Annotated in this window: 22 protein-coding genes; 15 read left to right on the forward strand and 7 right to left on the reverse strand. The window is 52.7% G+C overall.

Annotation, left to right across the window (positions count from 1 at the left end; genetic code table 11):
• Positions 1–104: 104 nt before the first annotated feature.
• The 5 genes from AMM03_RS09300 to AMM03_RS09320 all read left to right on the forward strand — a co-directional run bounded on the left by AMM03_RS09300 (position 105) and on the right by AMM03_RS09320 (position 6,514).
• The gene (locus AMM03_RS09300) at positions 105–1,205 is read left to right on the forward strand and encodes a BMP family ABC transporter substrate-binding protein (RefSeq protein ID WP_090130908.1); all 1,101 of its coding nucleotides are present in this window, start codon (positions 105–107) and stop codon (positions 1,203–1,205) included.
• Positions 1,206–1,259: 54 nt separating this feature from the next.
• Positions 1,260–1,829 (forward strand): dCTP deaminase, encoded by a 570-nt coding sequence (gene dcd, locus AMM03_RS09305; protein ID WP_090130910.1) that lies wholly within the window; start codon positions 1,260–1,262, stop codon positions 1,827–1,829.
• 20 nt (positions 1,830–1,849) lie between these two features.
• Positions 1,850–3,307 carry a DEAD/DEAH box helicase gene (locus AMM03_RS09310; RefSeq protein ID WP_090130912.1) on the forward strand — a complete coding sequence of 486 codons (1,458 nt, stop codon included), beginning with the start codon at positions 1,850–1,852 and terminating at the stop codon, positions 3,305–3,307.
• Between the two features lie 111 nt (positions 3,308–3,418).
• Entirely contained in the window at positions 3,419–5,629 is a 2,211-nt protein-coding gene (locus AMM03_RS09315) for a TonB-dependent receptor plug domain-containing protein (protein WP_228764642.1), read from the forward strand.
• 12 nt (positions 5,630–5,641) lie between these two features.
• Complete coding sequence (locus tag AMM03_RS09320) at positions 5,642–6,514, forward strand: alpha/beta hydrolase (RefSeq protein ID WP_090130916.1); 873 nt, start codon at positions 5,642–5,644, stop codon at positions 6,512–6,514.
• Here the strand turns inward: AMM03_RS09320 and AMM03_RS09325 are convergent.
• Together AMM03_RS09325 and AMM03_RS09330 are read right to left on the reverse strand one after the other, a co-directional pair.
• A complete protein-coding gene (locus AMM03_RS09325; RefSeq protein ID WP_090130918.1) occupies positions 6,495–7,466 on the reverse strand; it encodes a Bug family tripartite tricarboxylate transporter substrate binding protein in 972 nt (323 codons plus the stop codon). The two genes, AMM03_RS09320 and AMM03_RS09325, sit on opposite strands and share 20 nt — an antisense overlap.
• Before the next feature lie 52 nt (positions 7,467–7,518).
• Positions 7,519–8,496 carry a GMP reductase gene (locus tag AMM03_RS09330; RefSeq protein WP_090130920.1) on the reverse strand — a complete coding sequence of 326 codons (978 nt, stop codon included), beginning with the start codon at positions 8,494–8,496 and terminating at the stop codon, positions 7,519–7,521.
• Positions 8,497–8,675: 179 nt separating this feature from the next.
• Here AMM03_RS09330 and AMM03_RS09335 point away from each other — a divergent pair, with 179 nt between their 5' ends.
• Positions 8,676–10,973: a UvrD-helicase domain-containing protein gene (locus tag AMM03_RS09335; protein WP_090130922.1), complete on the forward strand. Its 2,298-nt coding sequence runs from the start codon at positions 8,676–8,678 to the stop codon at positions 10,971–10,973.
• Positions 10,974–11,033: 60 nt separating this feature from the next.
• Positions 11,034–11,510 carry an FKBP-type peptidyl-prolyl cis-trans isomerase gene (locus tag AMM03_RS09340; protein WP_090130924.1) on the forward strand — a complete coding sequence of 159 codons (477 nt, stop codon included), beginning with the start codon at positions 11,034–11,036 and terminating at the stop codon, positions 11,508–11,510.
• Positions 11,511–11,552: 42 nt separating this feature from the next.
• Here the strand turns inward: AMM03_RS09340 and AMM03_RS09345 are convergent, their stop codons facing one another.
• Together AMM03_RS09345 and AMM03_RS09350 are read right to left on the reverse strand one after the other, a co-directional pair.
• Positions 11,553–12,341 (reverse strand): BPSS1780 family membrane protein, encoded by a 789-nt coding sequence (locus AMM03_RS09345; protein WP_090130926.1) that lies wholly within the window; start codon positions 12,339–12,341, stop codon positions 11,553–11,555.
• Positions 12,338–13,294 carry a homoserine kinase gene (locus AMM03_RS09350; RefSeq protein WP_090130928.1) on the reverse strand — a complete coding sequence of 319 codons (957 nt, stop codon included), beginning with the start codon at positions 13,292–13,294 and terminating at the stop codon, positions 12,338–12,340. The genes AMM03_RS09345 and AMM03_RS09350 overlap by 4 nt, the downstream gene beginning before the upstream one ends.
• 139 nt (positions 13,295–13,433) lie before the next feature.
• On the opposite strand from AMM03_RS09350, the gene polA reads away from it, so the two are divergent.
• The 3 genes from polA (at position 13,434) to AMM03_RS09365 (ending at position 17,887) form a co-directional block, all read left to right on the forward strand.
• The gene (gene polA, locus AMM03_RS09355) at positions 13,434–16,220 is read left to right on the forward strand and encodes a DNA polymerase I (RefSeq protein WP_090130930.1); all 2,787 of its coding nucleotides are present in this window, start codon (positions 13,434–13,436) and stop codon (positions 16,218–16,220) included.
• 29 nt (positions 16,221–16,249) lie between these two features.
• A complete protein-coding gene (locus tag AMM03_RS09360; RefSeq protein ID WP_090130931.1) occupies positions 16,250–16,981 on the forward strand; it encodes a sulfite exporter TauE/SafE family protein in 732 nt (243 codons plus the stop codon).
• Between the two features lie 90 nt (positions 16,982–17,071).
• On the forward strand, positions 17,072–17,887 hold the full coding sequence (locus AMM03_RS09365) for a ZIP family metal transporter (RefSeq protein ID WP_090131533.1): 816 nt from the start codon (positions 17,072–17,074) through the stop codon (positions 17,885–17,887).
• A 24-nt stretch (positions 17,888–17,911) separates the two neighbouring features.
• On the opposite strand, the gene AMM03_RS09370 is transcribed toward AMM03_RS09365, so the two are convergent.
• From AMM03_RS09370 to AMM03_RS09380, 3 genes are read right to left on the reverse strand one after another with little or no spacing between them, the layout of a single operon-like run.
• Complete coding sequence (locus tag AMM03_RS09370) at positions 17,912–18,781, reverse strand: sulfurtransferase (protein ID WP_090130933.1); 870 nt, start codon at positions 18,779–18,781, stop codon at positions 17,912–17,914.
• Positions 18,782–18,800: 19 nt separating this feature from the next.
• A complete protein-coding gene (locus tag AMM03_RS09375) occupies positions 18,801–19,688 on the reverse strand; it encodes a DMT family transporter (RefSeq protein WP_090130934.1) in 888 nt (295 codons plus the stop codon).
• A gap of 5 nt (positions 19,689–19,693) precedes the next feature.
• The gene (locus AMM03_RS09380) at positions 19,694–20,815 is read right to left on the reverse strand and encodes an aromatic ring-hydroxylating oxygenase subunit alpha (RefSeq protein ID WP_090130936.1); all 1,122 of its coding nucleotides are present in this window, start codon (positions 20,813–20,815) and stop codon (positions 19,694–19,696) included.
• Positions 20,816–20,991: 176 nt separating this feature from the next.
• On the opposite strand from AMM03_RS09380, the gene xseB reads away from it, so the two are divergent.
• From xseB to AMM03_RS09405, 5 genes are all read left to right on the forward strand, one after another.
• Positions 20,992–21,255, forward strand: a complete 264-nt coding sequence (xseB, locus tag AMM03_RS09385) for an exodeoxyribonuclease VII small subunit (protein WP_090130937.1) — start codon at positions 20,992–20,994, stop codon at positions 21,253–21,255.
• A complete protein-coding gene (locus tag AMM03_RS09390; protein ID WP_090130939.1) occupies positions 21,252–22,199 on the forward strand; it encodes a polyprenyl synthetase family protein in 948 nt (315 codons plus the stop codon). Before xseB ends, AMM03_RS09390 begins: the two co-directional genes overlap by 4 nt.
• 2 nt (positions 22,200–22,201) lie before the next feature.
• A complete protein-coding gene (gene dxs, locus AMM03_RS09395) occupies positions 22,202–24,055 on the forward strand; it encodes a 1-deoxy-D-xylulose-5-phosphate synthase (RefSeq protein WP_090130941.1) in 1,854 nt (617 codons plus the stop codon).
• An 82-nt stretch (positions 24,056–24,137) separates the two neighbouring features.
• Positions 24,138–24,755, forward strand: a complete 618-nt coding sequence (locus AMM03_RS09400) for a TRAP transporter small permease subunit (RefSeq protein ID WP_090130943.1) — start codon at positions 24,138–24,140, stop codon at positions 24,753–24,755.
• Positions 24,752–26,473, forward strand: a complete 1,722-nt coding sequence (locus AMM03_RS09405) for a TRAP transporter large permease (protein ID WP_090130945.1) — start codon at positions 24,752–24,754, stop codon at positions 26,471–26,473. The genes AMM03_RS09400 and AMM03_RS09405 overlap by 4 nt, the downstream gene beginning before the upstream one ends.
• The last annotated feature ends 12 nt before the right edge of the window (positions 26,474–26,485 follow it).

Consider the following 26,485-nt stretch of genomic DNA (forward strand, 5'->3'; position numbering starts at 1 on the left):
ACTGAAAAAATATCTTTATACACCTGCTTTAGAATACAACCCATACATCTGCGTACCGGCGGATGTTTAAATTTCACAATTCCGGTGCCATGTAGAGGACTACCATGTATAAAAACCTCGCTGCTACGCTTGTGGCCGCTTGTTTATTTTCTTCCGTTGTAGCGCAGCCAGTCGAGCCTTCTAAGCCCGCTGCACCTGCCAAAACTCCCACCAAAGCTGCTTTTGTTTATGTCACCCCTGTTTTCGACATGGGATGGACGCATCAGCACGACCAGGGCCGCAAAGCTGTTGAAAAGTCTTTGGGTGCGCAAGTCAAAACCACCGTCGTTGAAAACGTGGCTGAAGGTGCAGACGCTGAGCGTGTGGTACGTGATTTGGCGCAGCAAGGGCACGACATCATTTTCACAACCAGTTTTGGCTACATGGAGCCCACGCTCAAAGTAGCCAAAGAATTTCCCAAGGTGAAGTTCGAATCCATCACGGGCTACAAAACGGATGTCAATGTTTCTGTGGCCAATGCGCGCTATTACGAAGGCCGGTATTTGGCCGGCATTGCCGCTGGCAGAATGACCCAAACCAATGTGGCAGGCTATGTGGCGGGCTTTCCCATTCCCGAAGTTCTGCAAGGTCTGAATGCCTTTACCTTGGGTATGCGTTCCGTCAACCCCAAAGCACAAGTCAAAGTGATTTGGCTGAACGCTTGGTTTGACCCCGCCAAAGAGCGCGATTCAGCCATGACGCTGTTTAACCAAGACGCTGATGTCATTACCTTTCACTCGGCAACCAATGCTGTCATGGTGGCTGCCCAAGAGCGCGGCAAGATGGCCATTGCCTATCACTCCGATATGCGCCAGGTGGCACCGGATGCCCAATTGATGGCCATTACCCACAACTGGGGCGATTACTACACGCAGCGTGTGAGAGCCCTTCAAAAGGGGCAGTGGCAAACCTCTACAGTTTGGGGCGGCTTGAAGGAGGGCATGATCAAGGTGGGTGACTTTGGCCCCAAACTCTTGCCCTCAGTGCGCACAGAAATGATGCAAATTCAAAAAGACATGGTGGCCGGCAAGCGCCATCCATTTCAAGGCCCTATCGAAGATAACGAAGGCAAGCCGGTTTTACCGGCGGGTCAAAGACTGAGCGATGTTCAAATTTTGAACATGAACTTTGCTGCAGCAGGCGTGGTGGGCAAAGTCAAACCCTGAATCCAGCCTCTACAATGAGCGCTTGAATTCAAAGACTGTTGGAGAAACTGAGCGATGAGCATCAAAAGCGACAAATGGATTCGCCGTATGGCTGAAGAGCACGGCATGATTGAGCCTTTCGAGCCAGGCCAAGTGCGTCAAAACGCCGCAGGCGAGAAGATTGTCAGCTATGGCACCAGCAGTTATGGCTATGACATCCGATGTGCGCCCGAGTTCAAAGTCTTTACCAACATCTACAGCACGGTGGTCGACCCCAAGAATTTTGACGAAAAGAGCTTTGTCGATATTCAATCGGATGTTTGCGTCATTCCGCCCAACAGTTTTGCCTTGGCGCGCACAATGGAATACTTTCGTATTCCTCGCAATGTCCTGACCATTTGCTTGGGCAAAAGCACCTATGCCCGGTGCGGCATTATTGTGAACGTCACCCCCTTCGAGCCCGAGTGGGAAGGCTACGTCACCCTTGAATTTAGCAACACCACCCCTCTGCCAGCCAAGATTTATGCAGGGGAGGGCTGTGCCCAGGTTTTGTTCTTTGAAAGCGACGAAGTTTGCGAGACCAGCTACAAAGATCGGGGCGGAAAATACCAAGGTCAAGTGGGTGTCACATTGCCCAAGACTTAAAGTGCGACAATAGCGGGTTAATGACCGCCTCTTTTTCAAATCTATCGCTGGCTGAACCGCTGGCACGAGCCGTAGCCGAAATGGGCTACGAATCCATGACACCCATCCAAGCCCAGGCCATCCCTGTGGTTTTGACGGGCAAAGACGTGATGGGCGCTGCCCAAACAGGCACGGGCAAAACCGCTGCCTTCTCACTCCCTTTGCTGCAGCGCTTGCTCAAGCACGAAAACACCTCCACTTCGCCTGCGCGCCATCCTGTGCGGGCCTTGGTGCTTTTGCCCACCCGCGAGTTGGCCGATCAGGTGGCGCAGCAAATTAAGTTGTACGCCAAGTACACCCAAATGCGCAGCGCTGTGGTGTTTGGCGGCATGGACATGAAGCCGCAAACCATTGAGCTCAAAAAAGGTGTTGAGATTTTGGTGGCCACACCAGGCCGTTTGCTCGATCACATCGAAGCCAAAAATGCGGTGCTGAATCAAGTGGAATATGTGGTGCTGGACGAAGCCGACCGCATGCTCGACATTGGCTTCTTGCCAGACCTGCAGCGCATCTTGAGCTTCTTGCCCAAGCAGCGCACCACCTTGTTGTTCTCGGCCACTTTCTCGCCCGAAATCAAGCGTTTGGCCGGCAGCTACTTGCAAGACCCCATCACCATTGAAGTAGCGCGCCCCAACGAAACAGCGTCTACCGTGGAGCAACGTTTTTACGCTGCCCAAGACGATGACAAGCGCCGTGTGGTCAAAGCCGTCCTCAACCAACGTGGCATCAAGCAGGCCTTCATTTTTGTGAACAGCAAATTGGGCTGTGGCCGTTTGGCCCGATCCCTCGAGCGAGAAGGTCTTAAAACAGCCGCCTTGCACGGTGACAAATCTCAAGACGAGCGCCTGAAAGCACTCGAGGCCTTCAAGCAAGGCGAAGTCGATTTATTGGTTTGTACCGATGTGGCAGCGCGCGGCCTGGACATCAAAGATGTGCCTGCGGTGTTTAACTTTGATGTGCCCTTCAATGCCGAAGACTATGTGCACCGCATTGGCCGCACAGGCCGTGCTGGGGCCTCTGGTTTGGCCGTCACTTTGGTGTCGCCTTCCGACATGCGCTTGGTGGGTGACATTGAGAAGCTCATCAAAAACAAACTCCAAGTGGAAGTTTTCCCCTTGGAAGACGATCGCTCACGCGAGCAAAGCAATGATGGCCGACGCGACGAACGCCGCGAGCCTCGTCGCGAAGAAAGACGGCCCGAGCGTGGTTTTGAGCGTCGCCGTGATGAAGATGATTCACGCGATCGCAGAAGCAGTTTCCGCCCGGCGCAGGTTTCAAGAGATCCGTTCTTTGAAAAGCCTTATGAGGCGCCCACGGCAGAGCAAGCTAACGCGGCTTCGTGGGAGGCCAGCGCCAGAACGGTGTCTTCTAGACCAGGCCTGTCTGCCAATATCAAGCCCAAACGCAAAGTAGCTGCGCTTTTCAAGTCGGGCGAATAAGCCCTGCGCTGAACATTTCGCTGAACCTTTGGCTAAACCCGACCAATTGTTGGGTGAGTTGGCGCAGTTCACCAAAGCTTGACATTCCCCTGTCAAAATGAGGGGATGAACATGAAGCCATCCATTCTTTGGGCATCTGTCTCTCTGATCTCGCCATTGGCATGGTCACAGACTGCGCCCGCTCCAACGGCACCCCCTGCTACAACGGCCCCAGTGCAAGACATGGGGCGCGTCGAAATCAAAAGCAACAGAGACAACGACACTGAGGTACGTCGCCAATCGACAGCGGCCAAAATTGTGATTGGCCGTGAAGAACTCGATAAGCAAGGTGACAGCACTTTGGGAGAGGTTCTCAAACGTTTGCCTGGTGTCACCATTGGGGGCGCGCCAGGCAGAGGGGGCGCCATTCGGATGCGCGGTTTGGGCGGCGGTTACACCCAAATCTTGATGGATGGCCAACGCGTCCCGCCAGGATTTTCCATTGAGTCCATCACGCCCGAGATGGTCGAAAAAGTAGAAATTCTGCGTGCGCCCACGGCAGAAACCGGTGCACGCGCCATCGCCGGCACCATCAACATTGTGCTCAGAGAAGGCATTCGCGCCAACCCAGACGATTTGAAAGTGGGCAGTTCATTTGAGCATGGTCACCGTTCTGATTCAGTCAATTGGGTGCACAACCTCAAGTCAGAACCTTTGAATGGCACACTGACTGTGTCGGCCATGAACGCATGGCGCCCTGAAGACAATACTGCCGAGGTAGATACCGAAGTTGACGCCATGGGGCAAACGCCGGCATGGGTGTCTCATCGCATCAGAAACACGGTCAATTTAGGGCGCCGAGAAGGCCTGAATGCCAACGCCAGATTGATGTGGCGGGGCGAAGAGGGCAGGACCATGATCTTGATGCCTTTCATGGTTTATTCTGAATTCAGCAGTTTGGGTCAGATTGACATGACGGAGTCAAAAACTGTCAATGGCGTGTCTCAAGCTTTGAACTCCGACTCGGCCATCACCAACAACAACAGCCGGTTTGTCATGACGCGCTTGAATGGTCAGTGGAACCAGCGCTTCTCGGCAGATTCACGTTTTGAATTTAAATTTGGATTGGGTCAATCTGAATACAACTACAGATTCTCGCAATTAGCCGCCGCCAACACGGGTTTGCTGAACACCCTTCAAGAGTCTCAGAGTTTCAGAGACTTGTCGCAATCTTGGAATGGCAAGTTGTCGCAAGTTTTAGGCAGTGGCCATCAACTTGTGAGTGGTGTCGAACTGGAAGGTGTGCGCCGGACAGAATTGGCCAACGCCGAAGTGGTGGACGATGTGGGTAACATGAGCGCACGCACACAACGCTGGGCAGCCTATACCCAAGATGAGTGGCGCATCAATCCCAATTGGAGTGCCCATGCGGGCATTCGATACGAAAGTATCTTGACCGAAGGCAACAACGAGGAAGGGCAGAGGAGCAACAAGAGCGCTGTACTCACCCCCTTGCTGCATGCCGTTTGGAAGCCTATTCCAGAAGGCCGTGATCAGGTTCGCATGAGCTTGACCAAAAGTTACAAAACCCCCACCTTGTTCGATTTGGTTGGCAAATCGGCACTGTCGCGAGAGGCCAATAGCCCAACCCGCACAGACCGCATCAGCAATCCTGGCTTGAAGCCTGAATTGGCGGTGGGCATCGATTTGGCTGTCGAAAGATATTTGGCAGGTGGTGGCGTTCTCAGTGCGAATGTGTTTCGCCGCAACATCAGCGACTTGATTCGCTATGTCACTACAGAGCGCTACGATACTTTGTGGGCACCTGGCCAACGGCGTTTTGTTTCAAGTCCAACCAACGTAGGTGATGCCATTACGCAGGGTTTGGAGTTGGAAGCTAAGTTTGCATTGAATCAGGTGTGGTCTGAAGCCTTGCCTGTCGATGTGCGCAGCAATCTCAGTTTTTTCAATTCGAAGGTGCTGGATGTTTTGGGGCCCAATAATCGCTTGGATCAACAACCTAAAATGACGGCCAACTTGGGTGCCGATTACCGCATCAGAGCTGTGCCATTGACAGTCGGTGGCAATATGAACATCAATCCAGACTACACCACCCGACGAAGCTTGCAACAATGGAATTACCAAGGCGCAAAACGCGTGTTGGACGTTTATGGTGTTTGGAAATTTAGCCCTGCCACCTCGTTGCGATTAACAATCAGCAACTTGGTCCCTCGTGATTATTTAACGGGCACGACGTATATTGGCAATGGCATTTCAGAAGCAAGCAATAACACAGCGCGCAATTGGCAGAATGTTCAGTTGCGTTTGGAAATGAAAATCTAAAAAAGGAAAATCATGGCGACAAAAAATTCTGCTTGGTATGACAGCATGTACAACAACCGTGCATTGGTGCCTAATTTTGCCGATCACTTTTCAAATTGGATCGAGGGCTCTAAAGCAGCGCGGGCCCACTTGACCTGTCAGCTAGACATTGCCTATGGCGATGGTCCCAATGAAACCTTGGATATTTTCCCTGCGACCAAAGCCAATGCGCCTGTGGTGGTGTTCATTCATGGCGGCTACTGGCGCAGCCTTGATAAATCAGACCATTCTTTTGTGGCGCCTCCGTTGCATGACATGGGTGCTTGTGTGGTGGTGGTTAACTATGCCTTGTGTCCAGGTACACCCAATGAGCCCGTCAGCATTCCCGACATTGCCATGCAAATGACCCACGCATTGGCTTGGGTTTGGCAAAACATTGCCAAATTTGGCGGCAATCCCAAAGACGTGGTGGTTGCCGGTCATTCAGCCGGTGGCCATTTGGCTGCCATGCTTTTGGCCTGTGATTGGAAGGCCGTCGACAAAACGATACCAGCCCAATGGATTCAAAAAGCATTGTCTATTTCAGGTTTGTATGACCTTACGCCTTTGCGCAAAACACCCTTCCTTCAAGAGTCTTTGAAGCTCACAGCCAACCATGCGCGCATTGCTAGCCCGGCCATGTGGCCACGGCCCAAGAAAGGTGTCTTGTACACCGTGGCGGGTGGTGATGAGAGCGCCGAATTTTTAAGGCACAACCGCTTGATTCATCAAACTTGGGGGCCCAAGACGGTGCCGGTGTGTGAAGCTTTGCCGGGTCTGAATCACTTCAATATCGTGACGGATTTATCACGCAAGGGTACTCGCTTGAATACCCTGATGAAGCAACTCATTCAGGTTCAATCTTAGCGTCTCGAACCACTTTGCCCCAGCGAGGTGCTTCTGCCTTAATCAAAGTGGCAAACAGTTCGGGCGTACCGCCGCCCATCTCGTTTCCTTGGCTCAAGATCTTTTCTTTCACCTCAGGGTCTTGCAAGGCTTTGTTCAAGGCCGCATTCAAGGTCTTCAACAGTTCAGGTGAGATGCCCTTGGGTGCCACCAAGCCTTGCCAGTTTTGAACCTCGACAGCAGGAAAGCCTTGTTCTGCCATGGTGGGCAGATCAGGTAGCAAAGGTGAGCGGGTTTTGCTGGTGATGGCCAAAGCGCGCAAACGGCCGCCTTTGATGGCTGGCATGGCCGAATACATTTGTTCAAACATCATTTGAACTTGTCCCCCCATTAAATCAGTAGCACCTGCGGCGCCGCTTTTGTAGGGCGCATGAATCAAATCAATGCCGGCGGTATTTTCAAGAAGTGCACCGCTCAAATGGTGAGAGCCACCAATGCCACCGGAGGCATAACTTAATTTGCCTGGGGCAGCCTTAGCCGCTGCAACGATGTCTTTGACCGACTTGTAGGGAGAGTCGTTGCGCACCATCAAAATGAGGGGACCTTTTTCAATCAAGCCGATGGGGACAATGTCGTTAGCCGGATCAAAGTTCAGCTTTTTGAACAAGGCATGATTGACAGCCAAAGGGGCAAAGTTACCCATGCCAATGGTGTAGCCATCGGGCTTGGCGCGCGCAATCACTTCGGTGCCGATGTTGCCGCCAGCGCCTGCTTTGTTGTCGATGATGATGGGTTGACCCAAAATGGCACTCATGGCCTTGGCCACCTGGCGAGAGCGTGAGTCTGCGTTGCCGCCAGCAGCATAGGGGCAGACCCACGTAATGGGTTTGCTGGGGTATTTGTCTTGTGCCTGGACAAGGCTAGGCAAAAGTGCAGCGCTGACTGCTGACTGAATGAGTTGGCGACGTTTCATGTGAGGCCCTGCGATAAATATGCAAGGCCTCATTGTGCCAGTGCCTATTGCTTCACATCAACAGGTGTTCACCTGCGTTGTCGCCGCCCAAAATCACGTAGTTCACTTTGCGAATGTCCATGAGCTTGGTGCCGCCTGAGTAGCTGATGGAACTTTGGGTGTCTTGTTCCATTTCAATCAGGGTGTTGGCCAACTTGCCCTTGATGGGCTCCAAAATGCGCTTGCCTTCCACGTGCTTGTACTCGCCCTTGTTGAAGTCGGAAGCCGAGCCGTAGTACTCTTTGTACAGCTTGCCGTCCACTTCCACGGAGGCGCCAGGCGACTCTTCGTGGCCTGCCAACATCGAGCCAATCATGATCATGGTGGCGCCAAAGCGAATGCTCTTGGCAATGTCACCGTGCTCACGAATGCCGCCGTCGGCAATGATGGGCTTGGTGGCCACGCGAGCACACCATTTGAGGGCAGACAACTGCCAACCGCCGGTGCCAAAACCTGTTTTGAGCTTGGTGATGCAAACTTTGCCTGGGCCAATGCCCACTTTGGTGGCATCCGCGCCCCAGTTTTCTAAATCGATGATGGCTTCGGGCGTACCCACGTTACCAGCAATGATGAAAGACTTAGGCAGCTTTTCTTTGAGCGTGTGAATCATTTTTTGCACGCTGTCGGCATGGCCGTGTGCAATGTCGATGGTGATGTACTCGGGCGTGAGGCCCTCGGCCACCAATTGTTTTACGGTGTCGTAGTCGGGTGCTTTCACGCCCAAAGAAATGGACGCATAAAGGCCTTTGGCATGCATGTCTCGGACAAATTTGACATTGTCCAAGTCAAAGCGGTGCATGACATAGAAGTAACCATTTTGTGCCATCCAGACACAGATTTCTTCGTTCACTACCGTCTTCATGTTGGCCGGTACCACCGGCAGACGGAATTTGCGGCCACCCAGCTCTACGCCAGCGTCACACTCTGAACGGCTTTCCACGCGGCATTTGCGGGGAAGCAACAAGATATTGTCGTAATCAAAAATTTCCATTTAACCAAGCTCCAAAAGGATCGTTGAAAGAACGAGTGAGCGCTTGGCTTGGCCGGTTTGGTCTGTCCGATTTTTGGGCAAAAAAAACCGGGCGCAAGAATCTTGGGCCCGGTGGCTGATTCTACCCGTTTTGTTTTGCAAATTGCCAACAAGGGGTCAGGAGTTTCTACAATTGGGGGATGTATGACCAAACGCCCCTGCTAGACAACCTCAACCCCGAGCAATTGCGGGCCGTGACGCTTCCCTCTGAGTCAGCCCTCATTTTGGCGGGGGCAGGGTCGGGTAAAACTCGGGTATTAACCACCCGAATTGCTTGGTTATTGCAGACCTCCCAAGTGGGGTCGGGCGGCATTTTGGCGGTGACCTTTACCAATAAGGCAGCCAAAGAGATGATGCTCAGGCTGCAAGCCATGCTGCCCGTCAATGTGCGGGGCATGTGGATTGGCACATTCCACGGCCTGTGCAACCGGTTTTTGCGGGCCCATTACAAAATGGCCAATCTGCCCCAAACCTTCCAAATTTTGGACACGCAGGACCAGTTGTCGGCCATCAAGCGCTTGTGCAAACAGCACGGCGTGGACGATGAACGCTTTCCGCCTAAGCAATTGCAATGGTTCGTAGCGGGTTGCAAAGAGGATGGTCTGCGGCCCAAAGATGTCGATGTGCGTGACGATGAAACCCGCCGCAAAGTCGATGTGTACCAACTCTACGAAGACCAGTGCCAGCGGGAAGGCGTGGTGGACTTTGGCGAGTTGATGCTGCGATCTTTTGAATTGCTGCGCGACAACGATGCCATTCGTTTGCATTACCGCGCGCGTTTTAAACACGTGCTGATTGACGAGTTTCAAGACACCAATAAATTGCAATATGCCTGGATCAAAATGATTGCAGGCTTGCCCGCCGAGCATGGCAGTGCCGTATTGGCCGTGGGCGATGACGACCAAAGTATTTATGCTTTCCGCGGTGCGCGTGTGGGTAACATGGCCGACTTTGTGCGCGAGTTTGGTGTGCAGCATCAAATTAAGCTGGAACAAAACTACCGCAGCTACAGCAATATTTTGGATTCGGCCAACGCGCTCATTGGCAACAACAAAAATCGCTTGGGCAAAAACCTGCGCACCGATCAAGGTGCCGGTGAGCCTGTGCGTGTGTACGAGTCCACCAGCGACTTTGCCGAGGCGCAGTGGTTGGTCGATGAAATCAGGCAACTGGTCAAAGGCGATGGCTTTACGCGCAAAGAAGTGGCGGTGTTGTATCGCAGCAATGCGCAAAGCCGTGTGATGGAAACCGCACTGTTCAATGCCGGTGTGCCCTACAAAGTGTATGGCGGTCTGCGCTTCTTTGAACGCGCCGAGATCAAGCACGCTTTGGCTTACTTGCGCATTTTGGAAAACCCCAACGACGACACCAGCTTCTTGCGCATTGTCAATTTCCCGCCGCGCGGCATTGGTGCACGCAGTGTGGAGCAATTGCAAGATGCTGCCAAAGGTTTGGGCTGCTCTTTGCACGATGCGGTCAGCACCACCGCGGGTAAAGCGGGCGCCAAGTTGGCGGGCTTTGTGGCCATGATCGACGTGATGCGCGAGCAAACGCCAGGCATGACGCTGCGCGAGATCATCGAATTGGTGCTCGAAAAAACAGGCTTGATCGAACACTACAAAACAGAAAAAGAAGGCGCTGATCGCGTCGAAAACTTGGAAGAATTGGTCAACGCTGCAGAAAGCTTTGTGACTCAAGAAGGCTTTGGTCGCGATGCCGAAGCCACCGCGCAAGAGATGGCCCCCATTGCCGAAGACGGCGAAGTGATGTCACCCCTGGCGGCCTTCCTAACGCATGCCGCGCTAGAGGCCGGTGACAACCAAGCGCAAGCAGGCGAAGACGCCATTCAGCTCATGACGGTGCATGCCAGCAAAGGTTTGGAATTTGATGCCGTGTTCATCAGCGGCTTGGAGGAGGGTTTGTTCCCTCACGAAAATTCCATGAACGATTACGACGGGCTAGAAGAAGAGCGCCGACTGATGTACGTGGCCATTACGCGCGCGCGCAAACGTCTGTACCTCAGTCACTCGCAAACGCGCATGCTGCACGGTCAAACGCGCTACAACCTTAAGAGCCGCTTCTTGGATGAACTGCCCGAAGAGTGTTTGAAGTGGATCACGCCTAAGAACCCTGGCTTTGCCACAGGCTTGGGCGGCGGCTGGACCTCGCCTGCGCAGGCCTTCCAGGCCAAGCCGGCTTGGGGGCACAGCAGTTTGGGTTCAGCGGAGACTTACAAAAGCCCGCCCGTGCCTGTGCAAAAATCGGAGCCTTCGCATGGCATCAAAGCCGGTATGAAGGTGTTTCACACCAAGTTTGGTGAAGGTAAAGTCTTGGCTGTTGAGGGTGCTGGCGCCGATGCGCGAGCACAAGTGAATTTCCCAAGGCATGGCGTGAAGTGGTTGGCCTTGTCAGTGGCCAAGTTGACGCCTGTCGAATGAACCACTGCACAGAGATGAAGTATTTGCAAATTTTTGAGAGAAAGTTTTAGGAAAAGAACTATGAAAATTGAAAAAGACACCGTTGTCACTTTGAAATACAAAGTGTCCGATGCCCAAGGTAAATTGTTGGAGGCCGCTGCAGAACCCATGGCGTATTTGCATGGCGGCTACGAAAACACCTTGCCCAAAATTGAAGAGGCTTTGGATGGCAAAGAGACGGGCTATCAAACCACTTTGGTTTTGTCTGCTGAAGACTCTTTCGGTGAGCGCGACGAAAGCCTGCTGCAAACCATGCCCAAAAAAGACTTTCCACCTGGCGTTAAAGTGGGCGGTCAATTGCGGGGCCGTACCCCGGATGGTCGTGAAGCCATTTTCAATGTAGTCAAAATCAAGGGCGATACCGTCATGTTGGATGGCAACCATCCTTGGGCCGGTCAAACTTTGCGTTTTCAATTGAATGTGATCGACGTGCGCGCGGCCATTCAAGAAGAAATTGAACACCGCCATGTGCACGGTGCGCATGGGCACCATCATTGATTTGCGCAACACCCAGAAAAAAGCCTGCATTCGCAGGCTTTTTTACGCTTGCGTTTCGCTGCCCGGCAAGGGCAATTCAAAGCAGTCTTTCACGGTGAAATAAACAGAAGTGAAAAACATGGCGCTCATGAGCAGTGCGCCAGGCATTAAAACAGCCGCGGTCAATTCACTGCCACCGATGGCGCTGCTGATGGCGAGTATGACGGTTGCGCCCGCTACAAAAACGCCGGCCCATGCCAACAAGTAAACAGCAAAAGCCCCCAGATTGCGCCAACAAGCAACAGCACTGAAGAACATGCTCTTGACGGGGGGAACGCCATACCAGTGGACCAAGGCTGGCGCATGCCAAAACATCATGGACATGGGAATGTAGAGCGCCGTACTAAGCCAAATGGCCATTTGAAAATCGGAGGCCTCTACAAGCTCGGGCGTCATGGGGGCGTTGCCCAAATAAACTTTGGCAAAGCTGCCGCCATCGATCAGGGTTGTGAGGGCCATCACGGCTAAAAAGCTGACCGCGTACAAAGCACCCAAAACCAGCATGGCTTTTAAGCGTTGTTGGCCTGCGCGAAAAGCGACCATCAACACCGTGGGCATGGGGAACTTACCCCCTGAAGCTTGCTCACTGGCCACCATAAGTCCTAAAGTGGCTGCCGGCAAAATAAGCAAGGCCATGACAGCTCCTAAAACTGGCACCATGGACAAGAGGGAGACCCAAGCCATGAACAAGAAAAAAAGCCCGGTGAATGCCAGGGGCTGTCGCCAAAAGGTTTTGATGCCCAATTTGACCCAAACCAGACCTTGTTTGGCGGGAACGATGTTCAGTTTCATGCCCAGAGCTTAAGTTGGCAGGTCTGTCGCATGCGCAATACCCGTTCAAAGTGAGTGGGATCGTGCGGTACCAACATGGCGGCATCGCGCGGCAAATGGAAGTCCCAGAGTCTGGAAATCCAAAAACGCAAAGCGCCCGCGCGCAACATGGCTGGCAACAATTGTCGCTCAGCGGAACGTAATGGCCTGACAGCCTGATAAGCCTCTAGCAGAGCGATAGCCCGCTCTGAGTCGTGTTGTCCGGTTGGTAAGTCGATGCACCAATCGTTCAAACACACGGCCAAATCAAAGAGCCATGTGTCTACGCCCGCAAAATAAAAATCAAAAAAACCTGTGAGCGTTTCGCCCTCAAACATGACATTGTCTCTAAACAAATCGGCATGAACCGGTCCTTTGGGAAGACCTTGGTAAGCAGCGCTTTGAGCAATGTGATTTTGATAAGCCAATTCGGATTGCAACAAAGCCGCTTGGGCTTCATCCAAATACGGCATGACCACGGGCGCTGTCTCATTCCACCAAGGCAGACTGCGCAAGTTGGGCTGGCTGCGGTTGTAGTCTTGTCCCGCCAAATGCATGCGGGCCAGCATGGTGCCCACTTGAGAGCAATGGACGGCCTCAGGGCTTAGCTGGCTTTTGCCATTCAATCGATTGACCACCGCCGCAGGCTTGCCGGCCACGGCGTGCAAAATATCGCCGTCGGGGTTGGCTGCAGGATTGGGAACTGGAATGCCTTTGTCTGCCAAATGTTTCATCAGAAACAAATAGAAGGGCAGTTGTTCGTGATTGAGTCGCTCAAACAAGGTGAGCACGTAGGCGCCTTGATCGGTGGTGGCGAAATAGTTGGTGTTTTCAATGCCGCCTTCAATGCCCTTTAATTCGGTCAATTGACCCAAATTGAGTTCATTCAGGAGGGAAGCCGCAAGCTCCTCGGAAACGGGCGTAAAAACAGCCATGGTTTAGAGGGCGATTAAGGGGTTGTAACAGATGCTTGGAGGCATGGCGGAATTCATGCCTCGATTGTAGTGGGTGTTGATGACACTTTTGCTGAGACAAGTCTGCCCAAAACGCCGTTTGGGGAGGCACAATTGGGGCATGAGCGACAAGAAAACCCTGCTGTTGGTCGATGGCTCCAGCTATCTGTACCGTGCCTTTCATGCCATGCCCGATTTGCGGGCGGTACCCGGCGACCCTGCCAGTCCTGCCACGGGCGCCATCAGAGGCATGATCAACATGATGGAGCGATTGCGCAAAGACATTCCCGCTGAGTATGCGGTGTGTGTGTTTGACGCCAAGGGCCCCACCTTCCGCGACGAAATTTACCCCGAGTACAAACAAAATCGCAGCCCCATGCCCGACGATTTGCGCTCGCAAATTGAACCCATCCATGAGTTGGTGCGTTTGATGGGCTGGAAGGTATTGGATGTGCCTGGTGTTGAAGCCGATGACGTGATTGGCACTTTGGCTGCGGTGGGCTCTTCGCATGGCATTGAAGTGATTGTGTCCAGCGGCGACAAAGACTTGGCCCAGTTGGTGAATGAACACATCACCATCATTGACACCATGAACGGCAAACGCCGCGACCTGGCGGGCGTGCAAGAAGAATTTGGCGTGCCTGCCAGTCTGATGCTGGATTACCAAATTTTGGTGGGTGACACCGTAGACAACGTGCCGGGTGTGCAAAAGGTGGGTCCTAAAACCGCCGCCAAATTGTTGCTGGAATATGGTTCGCTCGACAACTTGATGGCGCATGCCGATGAAGTGAAGGGCGTGGTGGGTGAAAACCTGCGAAAAGCCGTTGATTGGTTGCCCACAGGCAGACAGCTTTTAAAAATTCGCACCGATTGCGATTTGAATGGCTACGTGCCCGAGTTGCCTTCGCTTGAAACCATTCGCTTGGGACAACCGAACGATGCCGATTTGTTGGCCTTCTACGAAAAGTATGGCTTTAAAGGTTTGGTCAGAAGCCGTGGGGCCAGTGGATCAGATGCTTCTGGTTCTGGTAAAGCTGCCAAGCCTGCATTTGTGCCCCAAGACGATTTGTTTGCAGAGCCCGAGCCGGTGGTTACTGTCACGGGCGACAAACACTACGAAACCATTTTGACATGGGATCAATTCGATGCTTGGCTGCCTAAGTTGGAAGCCGCCGAGTGTGTGGCCATCGATACCGAAACCACGTCGCTCGATGCCATGCGTGCCGACTTGGTAGGTATCAGTTGGAGTGTGAAACCTGGCGAGGCAGCTTACTTACCCTTGCGTCATGACGGCCCTGATGCGCCTGTGCAGTTGCCCATGAATGAGGTGTTGGCCAAACTCAAACCATGGCTTGAAAACCCACTCAAACTCAAAGTGGGGCAGCACATCAAATACGACCGCCATGTGTTTGCCAATGTGGGCATTGAAGTCAAGGGCTATGCGCACGACACCATGCTTCAAAGCTATGTGCTCGAAGTGCACAAGCCCCACAGCTTGACCAGCTTGGCTTTGCGCCATGTGGGTCGCACAGGTATCACTTACGAAGATTTGTGCGGCAAAGGTGCGCATCAAATTTCGTTTGCCCAAGTCGATGTAGAAAAAGCTTCTGAGTATTCTTGCGAAGACGCCGATCAATGCCTGGATGTGCATGGTGTGTTGTGGCCTCGCATTCAAGCCGATGCCAAGCTGCGCGCCATCTACGACATTGAAATTGCCACCAGCGAAGCTTTGTTTCGAATTGAACGCAATGGCGTGTTGATTGATGGCCCAACCCTGGCTGCGCAAAGCCAAGCCTTGGGTCAACGCATTTTGCAATTGGAAACCGAAGCCTATGAAATTGCTGGGCAGCCTTTCAACTTGAGCAGCCCCAAGCAACTGGGTGAAATCTTTTTTGACAAGCTGGGTTTGCCGGTCATCAAAAAAACCGCTACGGGTGCGCGCAGTACCGATGAAGAAGTGCTTGAAAAGCTGGCAGAGGACTATCCTTTGCCTGCCCGTATTTTGGAACACCGCAGCTTGTCCAAACTCAAAGGCACTTACACCGACAAGCTGGCGCAAATGGCTTTGCCTAGAACGGGCAGGGTGCACACGCACTACGCGCAAGCGGTAGCCGTCACAGGCCGTTTGTCTAGCAACGACCCTAACTTGCAAAATATTCCGATTCGAACCGCCGAAGGTCGCAAAGTGCGCGAAGCTTTTGTGGCGCCAGCTGGCAGTTTGATTGCCAGTGCCGATTATTCGCAAATTGAATTGCGCATCATGGCACACCTTAGCAACGACGAAGCTTTGTTGCGCGCTTTCCATCAAGGTTTGGATGTGCACAAAGCCACAGCGGCTGAAGTGTTTGGCTTAACGCCAGACCAAGTGTCGAGTGAGCAGCGTCGCTATGCCAAAACCATTAACTTCGGTTTGATTTACGGCATGAGTGCTTTTGGCTTGGCCAAAGCTTTAGGCATTGACAACGGCGCTGCCAAAAATTACATCGAGCGCTACTTCCAGCGTTTTGCCGGCGTGAAACGCTACATGGACGAAACCCGCGAGCAAGCCAAATCGCAAGGCTATGTCGAAACCGTTTTCGGTCGGCGTCTGTATTTGCCAGAAATCAATTCACCCAACGGACCAAGGCGTGCTGGCGCAGAACGTGCCGCCATCAATGCGCCCATGCAAGGCACTGCAGCCGACTTGATCAAGCTGTCGATGATTGCGGTGCAAGCTGGCATTGACCGCGAGCAACGCAAAACCAAAGTGATCATGCAGGTGCATGATGAATTGGTTTTTGAGGTGCCCGAAGACGAGGTGGAATGGCTCAAAGTAGCGGTTCCCAAATGGATGGCCGATGTGGCGGCACTCAAGGTGCCCTTGCTGGCCGAAGTGGGGGTGGGCATCAATTGGGATCAAGCGCATTGATTTGAGACTGAACTAATGAGCGCACATTAATGGATCTTGGCCTTCTTCAGTGTGGCATTGTCTTCTTGGGATTCTTTATTCTGGGAATTGCAGGCTTTGGTTCAGCACTCATCATCGTTCCGCTTTTGGCTTGGAGTTGGCCACTGAGTGTGGTCGTGCCATTGGCTTTGCTCATGGATGTGCCCGCGGCCCTGTTGCATACGGGTTTGAATTTTCGGCAAGTCGTTTGGAAAGAATTGCCGCCCTTGCTACCTTCAATTGTGATCGGATCAATAGCAGGCGTGGCTTTTGCTGCCCTGAGTCCAGGTAATTGGCCGCTGGTTCTGCTGGGTCTGTATGTGCTGTGGGTTGGGGTTCAGGGCCTTCGTGCCAAATCAATTGCCATGCCCAATCCCACCAAGGCGCGGCATTTCTTCGGATTCATGATGGGCTGGGTTGAAACCATGTTTGGTACTGCGGGCCCGGTTGTCTTGGCATGGCTCAGTGTCCGGCTGGCTGACCCCTATTTGGTCAGAGCGACCATGCCGATGGCCTTGGTGGGCATTTCTTCCATTGCGCTGTTCATGTTGCTCATCTCGGGCAATTTGAGCGATTCAGCTTTGTGGCAGTCGCTGCTTTATTTATTGCCAATTGCGCTATCAGGTGTTTGGCTGGGCCATCAATTGGCGATGAAATTGAAAAGTGAAATTTTCAAGCCGGTGATTTATTGTTTTTTGTGCATCAGCGGTCTTGTATTGTGCGCTCGGCCCTTGTTGGCTTAGAAGGTTTGGCTTGGTTTTAACGAGTCTCTATTTAGGATAGGCATAATTGAGTATCTGCCCATTGAATCAATGGGCTGCATTGGACACGGCATGACCCTTCTCGCAATTTTATTAGGCACACTGGCTTCGGGCATCGGCAGTGTTTGGCTGGCCGCTTGGCTTAGCTTTGGACTCTTTAGCCGTTACACACAACACATGCTCAGTCTTGCGGCTGGTGCTTTGTTGGCCACTGCATTTTTACATTTGCTGCCTGAGGCCTTTGAAGGTGGCATCGAGCCACACAACCTGTTTGTGACCCTGTTGGTGGGCTTGTTGTTTTTCTTCTTGCTAGACAAGGCCGAACTTTGGCACCATGGCCATGAGCATCATCATGGTGAACACCACCATCACGATCATCAAGACCACGGCCACAACCACCATGCCCATTCGCACTCTCACCATGAAAAAAACTCGGGTGGCTGGGCCATCTTGGCAGGCGACAGTGTTCACTGTTTTGGCGATGGTGTTCTGATTGCCTCTGCTTTTTTAGTAGATCTGCGATTGGGCATCGTTGCAGCTTTGGCTGTGTTAGCTCATGAGGTGCCGCATCACATGGGTGATTTGGTGGTGCTGCGCGAAAGTTCTGGCAACCGACAAGCTGCTGTTTTGAAAGTGTCTATGGCAGGCGCAGTCACTGCTTTAGGTGGGCTCGCGGGTTACTTGTTGTTAGAACAACTGAGTGGCATCTTGCCCTACATGCTAACCATCGCCAGCAGCAGCTTTATTTATGTGGCGCTGGCCGACCTGATTCCACAACTCCAAAAGCGACTCAGCTCCCGCGAAACAGCTGCGCAAATTGTGTGGCTGGTTTCAGGCATTGCCTTGGTCAGTGCCGTGAGCTATTTGGCGCACGGCGGCTTGCACTGAAAACCGCCACCCACCCAGAAACTATTAGCCCTTGGCGATGGCCATCCCAGGGGTATTGCACCACTCGCTCCAGCTGCCTGGATAAAGCTTGGTAACACCCAACCCAGCCAACTCCATGGCCACAATGTTGGGCACCGTGCTCACACCACTGCCGCAATGATGAACTACGGTTTGTGGATCTCGTCCTGCCAATAGTTTGTCAAATTCTTCGCGCAACAATTCAGGTGATTTGAAAAAACCATCTGCATTCAGATTTTCTGTGAAAGGCCGGTTCAAAGCGCCAGGAATATGGCCGGCCACAGAGTCAATAGGTTCGACTTCGCCGCGATAACGTGCCGCACCCCGTGCATCGATCAAGGTCAGAGATGTGTGGCCAACTTGGGGGGCCAACTGCGCTGTACTGACCCATTCCCTGAGTGCGGGTTTGAGCTGAAACTTCGATTCAACTTGGACAGAGCCACTGGGTGTAGCGGCATTGCCAGATTCAACAGCACCGCCCGAGGCTTCCCAAGCTTGAAGTCCACCGTCCAAAATGGCCACGGCATCATGGCCTAACCACTTCAGCATCCACCACAGCCTGCCGCAATAGTTGGCGCCTTGGCGGTCATACACCACCGCTTGCATGGTGTTGGTGAAGCCGAAAGTTTGAAGCCAAGCAGCCAAACTCTCTCGTGGGGGGAGGGGGTGTCTTCCGCCATTGACGGCCGTGGCATCGTGGGTGCTCAGATGACGGTCAAGGTGCGCTTGCTGTGCGCCTTGCATGTGTTTTTCTGCAAACATCAGATCTGCCATTTCTGGCTTCATGAGGTCATAACTGCAGTCAAACACCATGAGGGCTTGGTTAGAGGCTTGCAATGCCTTCAGTTGGGTAACGGAAATGAGGGTGGTGTACATGGCGATTCCCTTTTTAAATTCAATGTTCTTCGGCGGGTACTTTGTTCAAACTGCGATCTCTGAGGGCTGTTGCTGCAATGCCGCTGAGCACGATCAGACTCATGCCTGCCCATCCGATGAGTGGTATTTGATCGCCAAACAAAAAGAGACCAAACAAGGCAGAGAAAACAATACCAGCATATTGCAAATTGGCAACCACCATGGTGGCGCCATCGGTGTAAGCCTGGGTCATGCACCATTGTCCTAGCGCCGCCAAGATACCAATGGGAAGCAGCCACAAAGCGGATGGCCATTGCCATTCGTTGACGCCAAAGAAAAGCATGCTGATCCCACCTGAAACAGCCGCGCCCAATGAAAAATAAAACACGGTGCGCTCAACGGGCTCACCAACTCTGCCCAAAGCGGCAACTTGCAAATAGGCCATCGCGGCAATCATGCCCGAGGCCACGCCAACCAGACCAGCCAGTATTTGGTTTTGTTCAAAGCTTGGCCGCAAGGTCATCACTACACCTGCAAAGCCAATGATGACCGTCAGTACCACTGGCAATTGACGTGTGGCATTTTTAAATGTGCCGACCCAGAGCGTGCTGCCCACCAAAAACGCAGCCACCCAAACGCCGCTCATGTAGTTGAGCGTCATGGCCGTTGCAAGGGGTAGTTTGGCAATGGCGTAGAACCAAGCTGTCAGCGAAATGACGCCCACAATGGAGCGATAGATGTGCATTTTGGGAACCGGCGTTTTGAGCGAGATGCCTTTTCTGTGGCACAAGGCCGCCATGATGAGCGTGCCGATGGCGCCCCGGTAGGTGACCAGCTCAAACGTGTTGAAGTGGGTGGCTGCAAATTTCACGCACACGCTCATGGATGAAAAAAACAGCGACGCTAAAACCATCCAGAGTGCTTGCATTCAGCTCAGAGGTCCATCTTGCTTCGGTACCACTCGTGAAAGTGTTGCATGCCGTCTTCCATGGGGCTTTGGTAGGGCCCCACTTCGTTGTCGCCGCGTTGCATCAAGGCTTTGCGCCCTGCGTCCATACGCTCGGCAATTTCGTCGTCTTCGATGCAGGTTTCCATGTAGGCAGCTTTTTGCGCCTCTACAAATTCTCGCTCGAAGGCCACGATTTCTTCGGGGTAATAAAACTCCACCATGTTCAGCGTTTTTTCTGGGCTGATGGGATGCAAAGTAGAGACAGTGAGCACATGCGGATACCACTCCACCATGATGTGGGGATAGTAAGTCAGCCAAATGGCGCCGTACTCAGGGACCGCGCCTTGGCGGTATTGCATTAGTTGTTCTTGCCAACGCTTGTAGACAGGGCTGCCGGCTTTGCCCAACTTGTTGGCAATGCCCACGGTTTGAACGGAATACTCTTTTTTGAATTCCCAGTTCAAATCGTCGCAGGTGACAAAGTTGCCAAGGCCCGGGTGGAAGGGCTCAACGTGGTAATCCTCTAGATAAACTTCAATGAAGGTTTTCCAGTTGTAGTTGCACTCGTGCAACTCGACGTGATCGAGTTTGAAGCCCGTAAAGTCAAGCGCTGCTCTGGGGCCCATGCCGGCTAAGTCGGCAGCAATGTCTCGACCATTGTCTTCAAACAGCAAGCCATTCCACTCTTGGAGGGGATAGTTTTTGAGGTTGAGACAGGGGTCTTGGGCAAAGTGCGGGGCGCCCAAAAGCTGGCCTTCGGGTGCGTAAGTCCAGCGGTGCAGGGGGCAGACAATGTTGCCGCCGGCGCTGCCCTTTTGCTGGGTGTTAAGAGACCCCCGACCTTGCAACATGACCGCTTGGCGGTGCCTGCAAATGTTGGAAATAAGCTCAATGCCCTTGCTAGAGCGCACCAAAGCGCGCCCGCCTGCTTCTTGGGGCAGGGCGTGATAGTCCCCGATTTCGGGAACGGACAATTGATGGCCCACATACTTGGGGCCTTGCTGAAAAATGCTTTTCAGCTCACGCTGAAACAGCGCTTCATCAAAGTAGCTTGAAACTGGTAGTTGGCTTGCGGCCTGCTGCAGTTGAAGACTTAAATCAGACATGGGTGACCTGACCTAGAGACTCCCCCTATGAAGGGGCAGGGACAATGCGGGGGCCCGGAGGCTCTCTCGCGAAAAAAGCGAACCTAAGTCCGCCGATGAAGGGGCATTGTAGCCTCAGGTCAGCAATTTTTGGGTGAACTCGACCTAAAATGCCTCTCTTTAGATCCTATTTAGCCATGCCCAAAGCCAATTCCACTCTAGCCCCAGCCACGGCCGAAAAGGCCGGACAGGCCCTCCCTTCGAGCTACGAAGAGGCCGTTCAGGAGCTGGAGCAGTTGCTGGCCAAATTGGAATCAGGGCAGTTGCCCCTTGATCAATTGCTGACACACTACCAAAGAGGCGCTAGCCTCTTGACGTATTGCCGCGAACGTTTGGCAGCCATTGAAAACCAAATCAGTGTGCTTGACGAGGGCGCCTTAAAACCCTGGGATGGCGTATGACAGCGCAGTTTTCAAACGCATTTGATTTCAAAGATTGGTCGGACGAGCGTTTGGCTCAGGTTGAGCAAGCGCTCAAGCACGGTATCGATGCGCATGCGCCCGCTCAATTGGGCGAAGCAATGCGATACGCCGTACTCGATGGCGGCAAACGACTCAGGCCCTTGTTGGTCTTGGCAGCGGCTCAAGCTGTGGGCGTTGATTTGGATGCGGCTACAGTATCGGACCAAGCCAGTTCCTTGGCAGCTCTCAAGGCTGCTTGCGCAGTTGAGTTGATCCATGCTTACTCTTTGGTTCACGACGACATGCCCTGCATGGACAACGATGTCTTGCGCCGTGGCAAGCCAACGGTTCACGTGAAATACGGAGAAGCCCAAGCGCTGTTGGCAGGCGACGCATTGCAGGCCCTGGCCTTCGAATATTTAACGCCGCAAGACGGCAGCACCGAGTTGTCTGTGCAGGCAATTCAGGTGGGTCTACTGGCACGTGCCTCCGGCTATGAAGGCATGGCCGGCGGACAAGCCATCGATTTGGCCAGTGTGGGTTTGCCACTGACGGAAGCGCAGTTGCGTCAGATGCACAAACTCAAAACGGGCGCCTTATTGCTTTGCAGCGTTCAACTGGGTGCGGTCTGCGCTGGCAAACCATCAAGTACGGTTTTTGAGGCCTTCACAAAGTATGCCGAAGCCTTGGGCTTGGCCTTTCAAGTGGTGGATGACATTCTGGATGTCACTTCGGACTCTGCCACTTTGGGCAAAACTGCAGGCAAAGATGCAGCGGCAGACAAGCCCACTTATGTTTCCTTGTTGGGCCTTGAACAAGCGCAACAATTGGCAGAAAAACTCTATGCAGATTCGTTGGCAGCTTTGGATGCCAGCGGCTTGAACACCACAGCCACCGCGGCTTTGCGCGCATTGGCCAGCCTTGTGGTGCAACGGAAAAATTAAACATGCTTGAATCGATTCACTCTCCCGCTGATTTAAGAAAATTGCAGCGCGGCGATCTTCCACGATTGGCCGCCGATGTGCGCCAGTGCGTGCTCGACAATGTGTCGCAAACCGGTGGCCATTTGAGCTCCAATTTGGGAACCGTCGAGCTAACAGTGGCACTTCACTACGTCTTCAACACCCCTGAAGATCGCATTGTTTGGGACGTGGGTCACCAAACTTATCCGCACAAAATTTTGACAGGGCGTCGTGAGCGCATGCCCACGCTTCGTCAACTGGGCGGTTTGTCTGGTTTTCCAAGACGAGACGAAAGTGAATACGACACCTTCGGCACAGCGCACTCTTCCACCAGTATTTCTGCGGCTTTGGGCATGGCCATTGCGGCGCGTCAAAAGGGCGAATCACGTCACGCCATTGCGGTAATTGGTGATGGCGCTATGACTGCGGGTATGGCCTTCGAGGCCATGAACAACGCTGGCATTGAAGACTGCAAATTATTGGTCATCTTGAACGACAACGACATGTCGATCAGCCCGCCGGTGGGCGCGTTGAACCGCTACTTGGCACAACTCATGAGCGGCAGTTTTTACTCCACCGCCAAGAACATGGGCAAAAATGTTTTGAAAGGTGCACCGCCGCTGTTTGAGCTGGCCAAGCGCTTTGAACAACATGCCAAAGGCATGGTGGTGCCCGCCACCATGTTTGAGCAATTTGGCTTCAACTACATTGGCCCCATCGATGGCCATGATTTGGACTCACTGATTCCCACGCTTGAAAACATCAAGCATTTGAAGGGACCGCAGTTTCTGCATGTCATTACCAAGAAAGGGCAGGGTTACAAGCTGGCTGAAGACGATCCAGTCAACTACCACGGCCCTGGCAAGTTTGACCCTAAGGTGGGCTTGGTGCCTGCCGCCACGCCGCCCAAACCTTCGTTCATGCACATCTTTGGTCGCTGGTTGTGCGACATGGCAGCTGCTGACCAACGCCTGGTTGGCATCACGCCCGCCATGCGTGAGGGATCTGGCATGGTGGAGTTTCACAAGCGCTTTCCAGATCGTTATTACGATGTGGGCATTGCTGAGCAACACGCGGTCACTTTTGCAGCGGGCCTGGCTTGTGAAGGTCTCAAACCTGTCGTTGCCATTTATTCCACGTTTTTACAACGTGGCTACGATCAATTGATTCACGATGTGGCTTTGCAAAATTTGCCCGTGGTGTTTGCTTTGGATCGCGCAGGTTTGGTGGGAGCAGATGGTGCCACGCATGCTGGCGCCTACGACATTGCTTATTTGCGATGCATTCCCAATGTGTCTGTGGCTTGCCCCAGCGATGAACGTGAATGTCGTTTGTTGCTCAGCACAGCGTACGCTCAGAACCATCCGGTGGCGGTGCGCTATCCCCGCGGAGCAGGGGTGGGCGTCGATGCGGGCACAGACCTTGAAACGGTGCCGTTTGGCAAGGCTGAAGTTCGCCGCCAAGGTCAAGGCCTGTGCATCTTGGCCTTTGGCACCTTGCTTTACCCGGCATTGACCGTGGCTGAAAAACTCAATGCCACTGTGGTCAATATGCGTTGGGCCAAGCCTTTGGATACCGAAATGCTGCTGCAAATGGCTGCCGGCCACGAGCGCTTTGTCACCTTGGAAGATGCTTGTGTCATGGGAGGGGCTGGCAGTGCCGTAGGGGAGTTCATGCAAAAGGCAGACATCTTGAAGCCCTTGCTATCATTGGGCCTTCCCGATGAGTTTGTCGAACATGGTGATCCTGCCAAATTGATGGCCTTGCATGGCTTGGATGCACCCGGCATTGAGCGGTCAATTCTTCAAAAATGGCCTTCATCGATTTCCAAAGCCTAATCTCCCCAGAAGGGTAAACCCCTTTCAAGGTGATCTTGTTTTTTCCTACAATCAGTGGTTGTAATTTTTTCCTGGAGTCAATATGGATTCTTTGTTAGCGCTGTCCAAAAGGATAGACCAATTCAGTGAATGGGTTGGCAAGTGGGTGGCTTGGCTTGTCCTGTTGTCAGTACTGATCAGTGCTGGCAATGCTGTTTCACGCAAGGCGTTCAACCTTAGTTCCAACGCTTTTCTAGAAGTTCAGTGGTACATGTTTGCAGCCGTTTTCATGCTGGCTGCTGGCTACACCCTGTTGCGTCAAGAGCACGTCAAAATTGACGTCGTATCGGGTCGTTTTTCCAAGCGCACACAAATTTGGATTGACATCGCTGGTATTTGCTTATTTTTAATTCCATTTGCAATTTACATTGCCATGTTGGCCATGCCCTTGGTTACGAATGCTTTTGTCACCAAAGAAATGTCATCCAACGCTGGCGGCTTGATGCGTTGGCCTGTGTTTGCGATGTTGCCGTTGGGCATGTTGTTGTTGGTCATTCAGGGCGTGTCTGAAGTCATCAAGCGTTTTGCATTCTTGCAAGGCATGATCCCAGATCCTTCTAAAAAGCAGGGCGTGAAAACGCCAGAGGAAGAGTTCGCAGAATTCTTGTTGCAAAAAGAAGTGGCTGCCCGTGAAGCAGCCCAAATGGGAGCTCAAAAATGACTGAATTTCTGATCGCCAATATGGCGCCCATCATGTTCGTGTCACTGATCATCTTTTTGATGTTTGGTTATGCGGTTGCATTTTCGTTGGCAGCTTGCGGCTTGTTCTTTGGTTTTGTGGCCATTGAGTTGGGCGTTATTCAAGCGACTTTCCTGCAAAGTTTGCCTTTGCGCATGTTTGGCATCATGCAAAACGACACCTTGTTGGCCATCCCTTTCTTCACCTTCATGGGCTTGATTCTTGAACGCTCAGGCATGGCTGAAGACTTGCTGGATACCATTGGGCAGTTGTTTGGCCCCATTCGAGGCGGTTTGGCTTATGCCGTGATTTTTGTGGGTGCCATGTTGGCGGCTACAACCGGCGTGGTGGCTGCCTCCGTTATTTCTATGGGCCTCATTTCTCTGCCCATCATGTTGCGCTATGGTTATGACCGTCGCATTGCCGGGGGTGTGATTGCGGCTTCAGGTACGCTGGCTCAAATCATCCCACCTTCTTTGGTGTTGATTGTGTTGGCTGACCAACTGGGTAAAAGTGTGGGTGACCTCTACAAGGGTGCCTTCATTCCAGGCTTTGTTCTGACAGGCTTGTATGTTGGCTACATATTGCTTATCAGCTTCATCAGGCCCCAATGGGTGCCCGCACTGCCCTTAGAGGCTCGCACCATCAAGGAGGCCGATGGCACATCGGGCCTTAGGTCGCTGAGCATTTTGTCGATTATTTCTTTGGCAATTGCAATTGCCTTTGCCAAATGGCTCCCTGATACAACGCCTACTGACGAAACCATTGTGGTCTCGATGTGTGTGGGCGTGGGCGTAGCCTTCTTTGCCGCCATCATCAACAAAGTGACCAAGATGGGTTTGTTGTCCAACATGGCCGAGCGCGTCACCTTTGTGCTCATTCCGCCTTTGGCCCTTATTTTCTTGGTACTGGGTACTATTTTCTTGGGTATTGCAACGCCCACTGAAGGTGGTGCGATGGGGGCTGTTGGCGCCTTGGTCATGGCCCTTGCCCGCAATCGCATTGACATGAAACTCATGCGTCAAGCCATGGACTCCACCATGAAGCTTTCTTGCTTTGTGCTGTTCATTCTGATTGGTGCCACAGTTTTTAGCTTGGCATTCCAAGCTGTTGATGGCCATATTTGGGTTGAGCATTTGCTGTCTGGCCTGCCAGGCGGTCAATTGGGCTTCTTGATTGTGGTCAACATCTTGGTGTTCATCTTGGCCTTCTTCTTGGATTTCTTCGAGCTGGCCTTCATCATCGTGCCACTCATTGGGCCAGTGGCTGACAAGTTGGGTATCGACTTGGTGTGGTTTGGTGTGTTGTTGGCTGTCAATATGCAGACTTCGTTCATGCACCCACCCTTCGGCTTTGCACTGTTCTACTTGCGCAGTGTGGCCCCAAGCGAAGACTACATCGACAGAGTCACTAAAAAGCCCATCAAGAAGATCACCATTGAGCAGATCTATTGGGGTGCAGTGCCCTTCGTGATCATTCAATTGATCATGGTTGCAATGATCATTGCATTCCCAGGCTTGGTTTCTACTGGCGGTAGCAAAGAACCTGTGGTGGATGCTGAAGCCGTGATGATGCAAATGCGTCAGGAATCAGACGCTCTAGCAACTGAATCTGAAAAAACAGAGAATCAAGGCGAAGAGGTCGATCCAGTCAAGGCGCTCATGGAGTCGATGAAGGATGACCAAGGCAAAAAGCCTTGATCACCTGAACAC

Origin of the sequence: Limnohabitans sp. Rim11 (genome assembly GCF_001269365.1) — a bacterium.
Lineage (GTDB): Bacteria > Pseudomonadota > Gammaproteobacteria > Burkholderiales > Burkholderiaceae_C > Limnohabitans_A.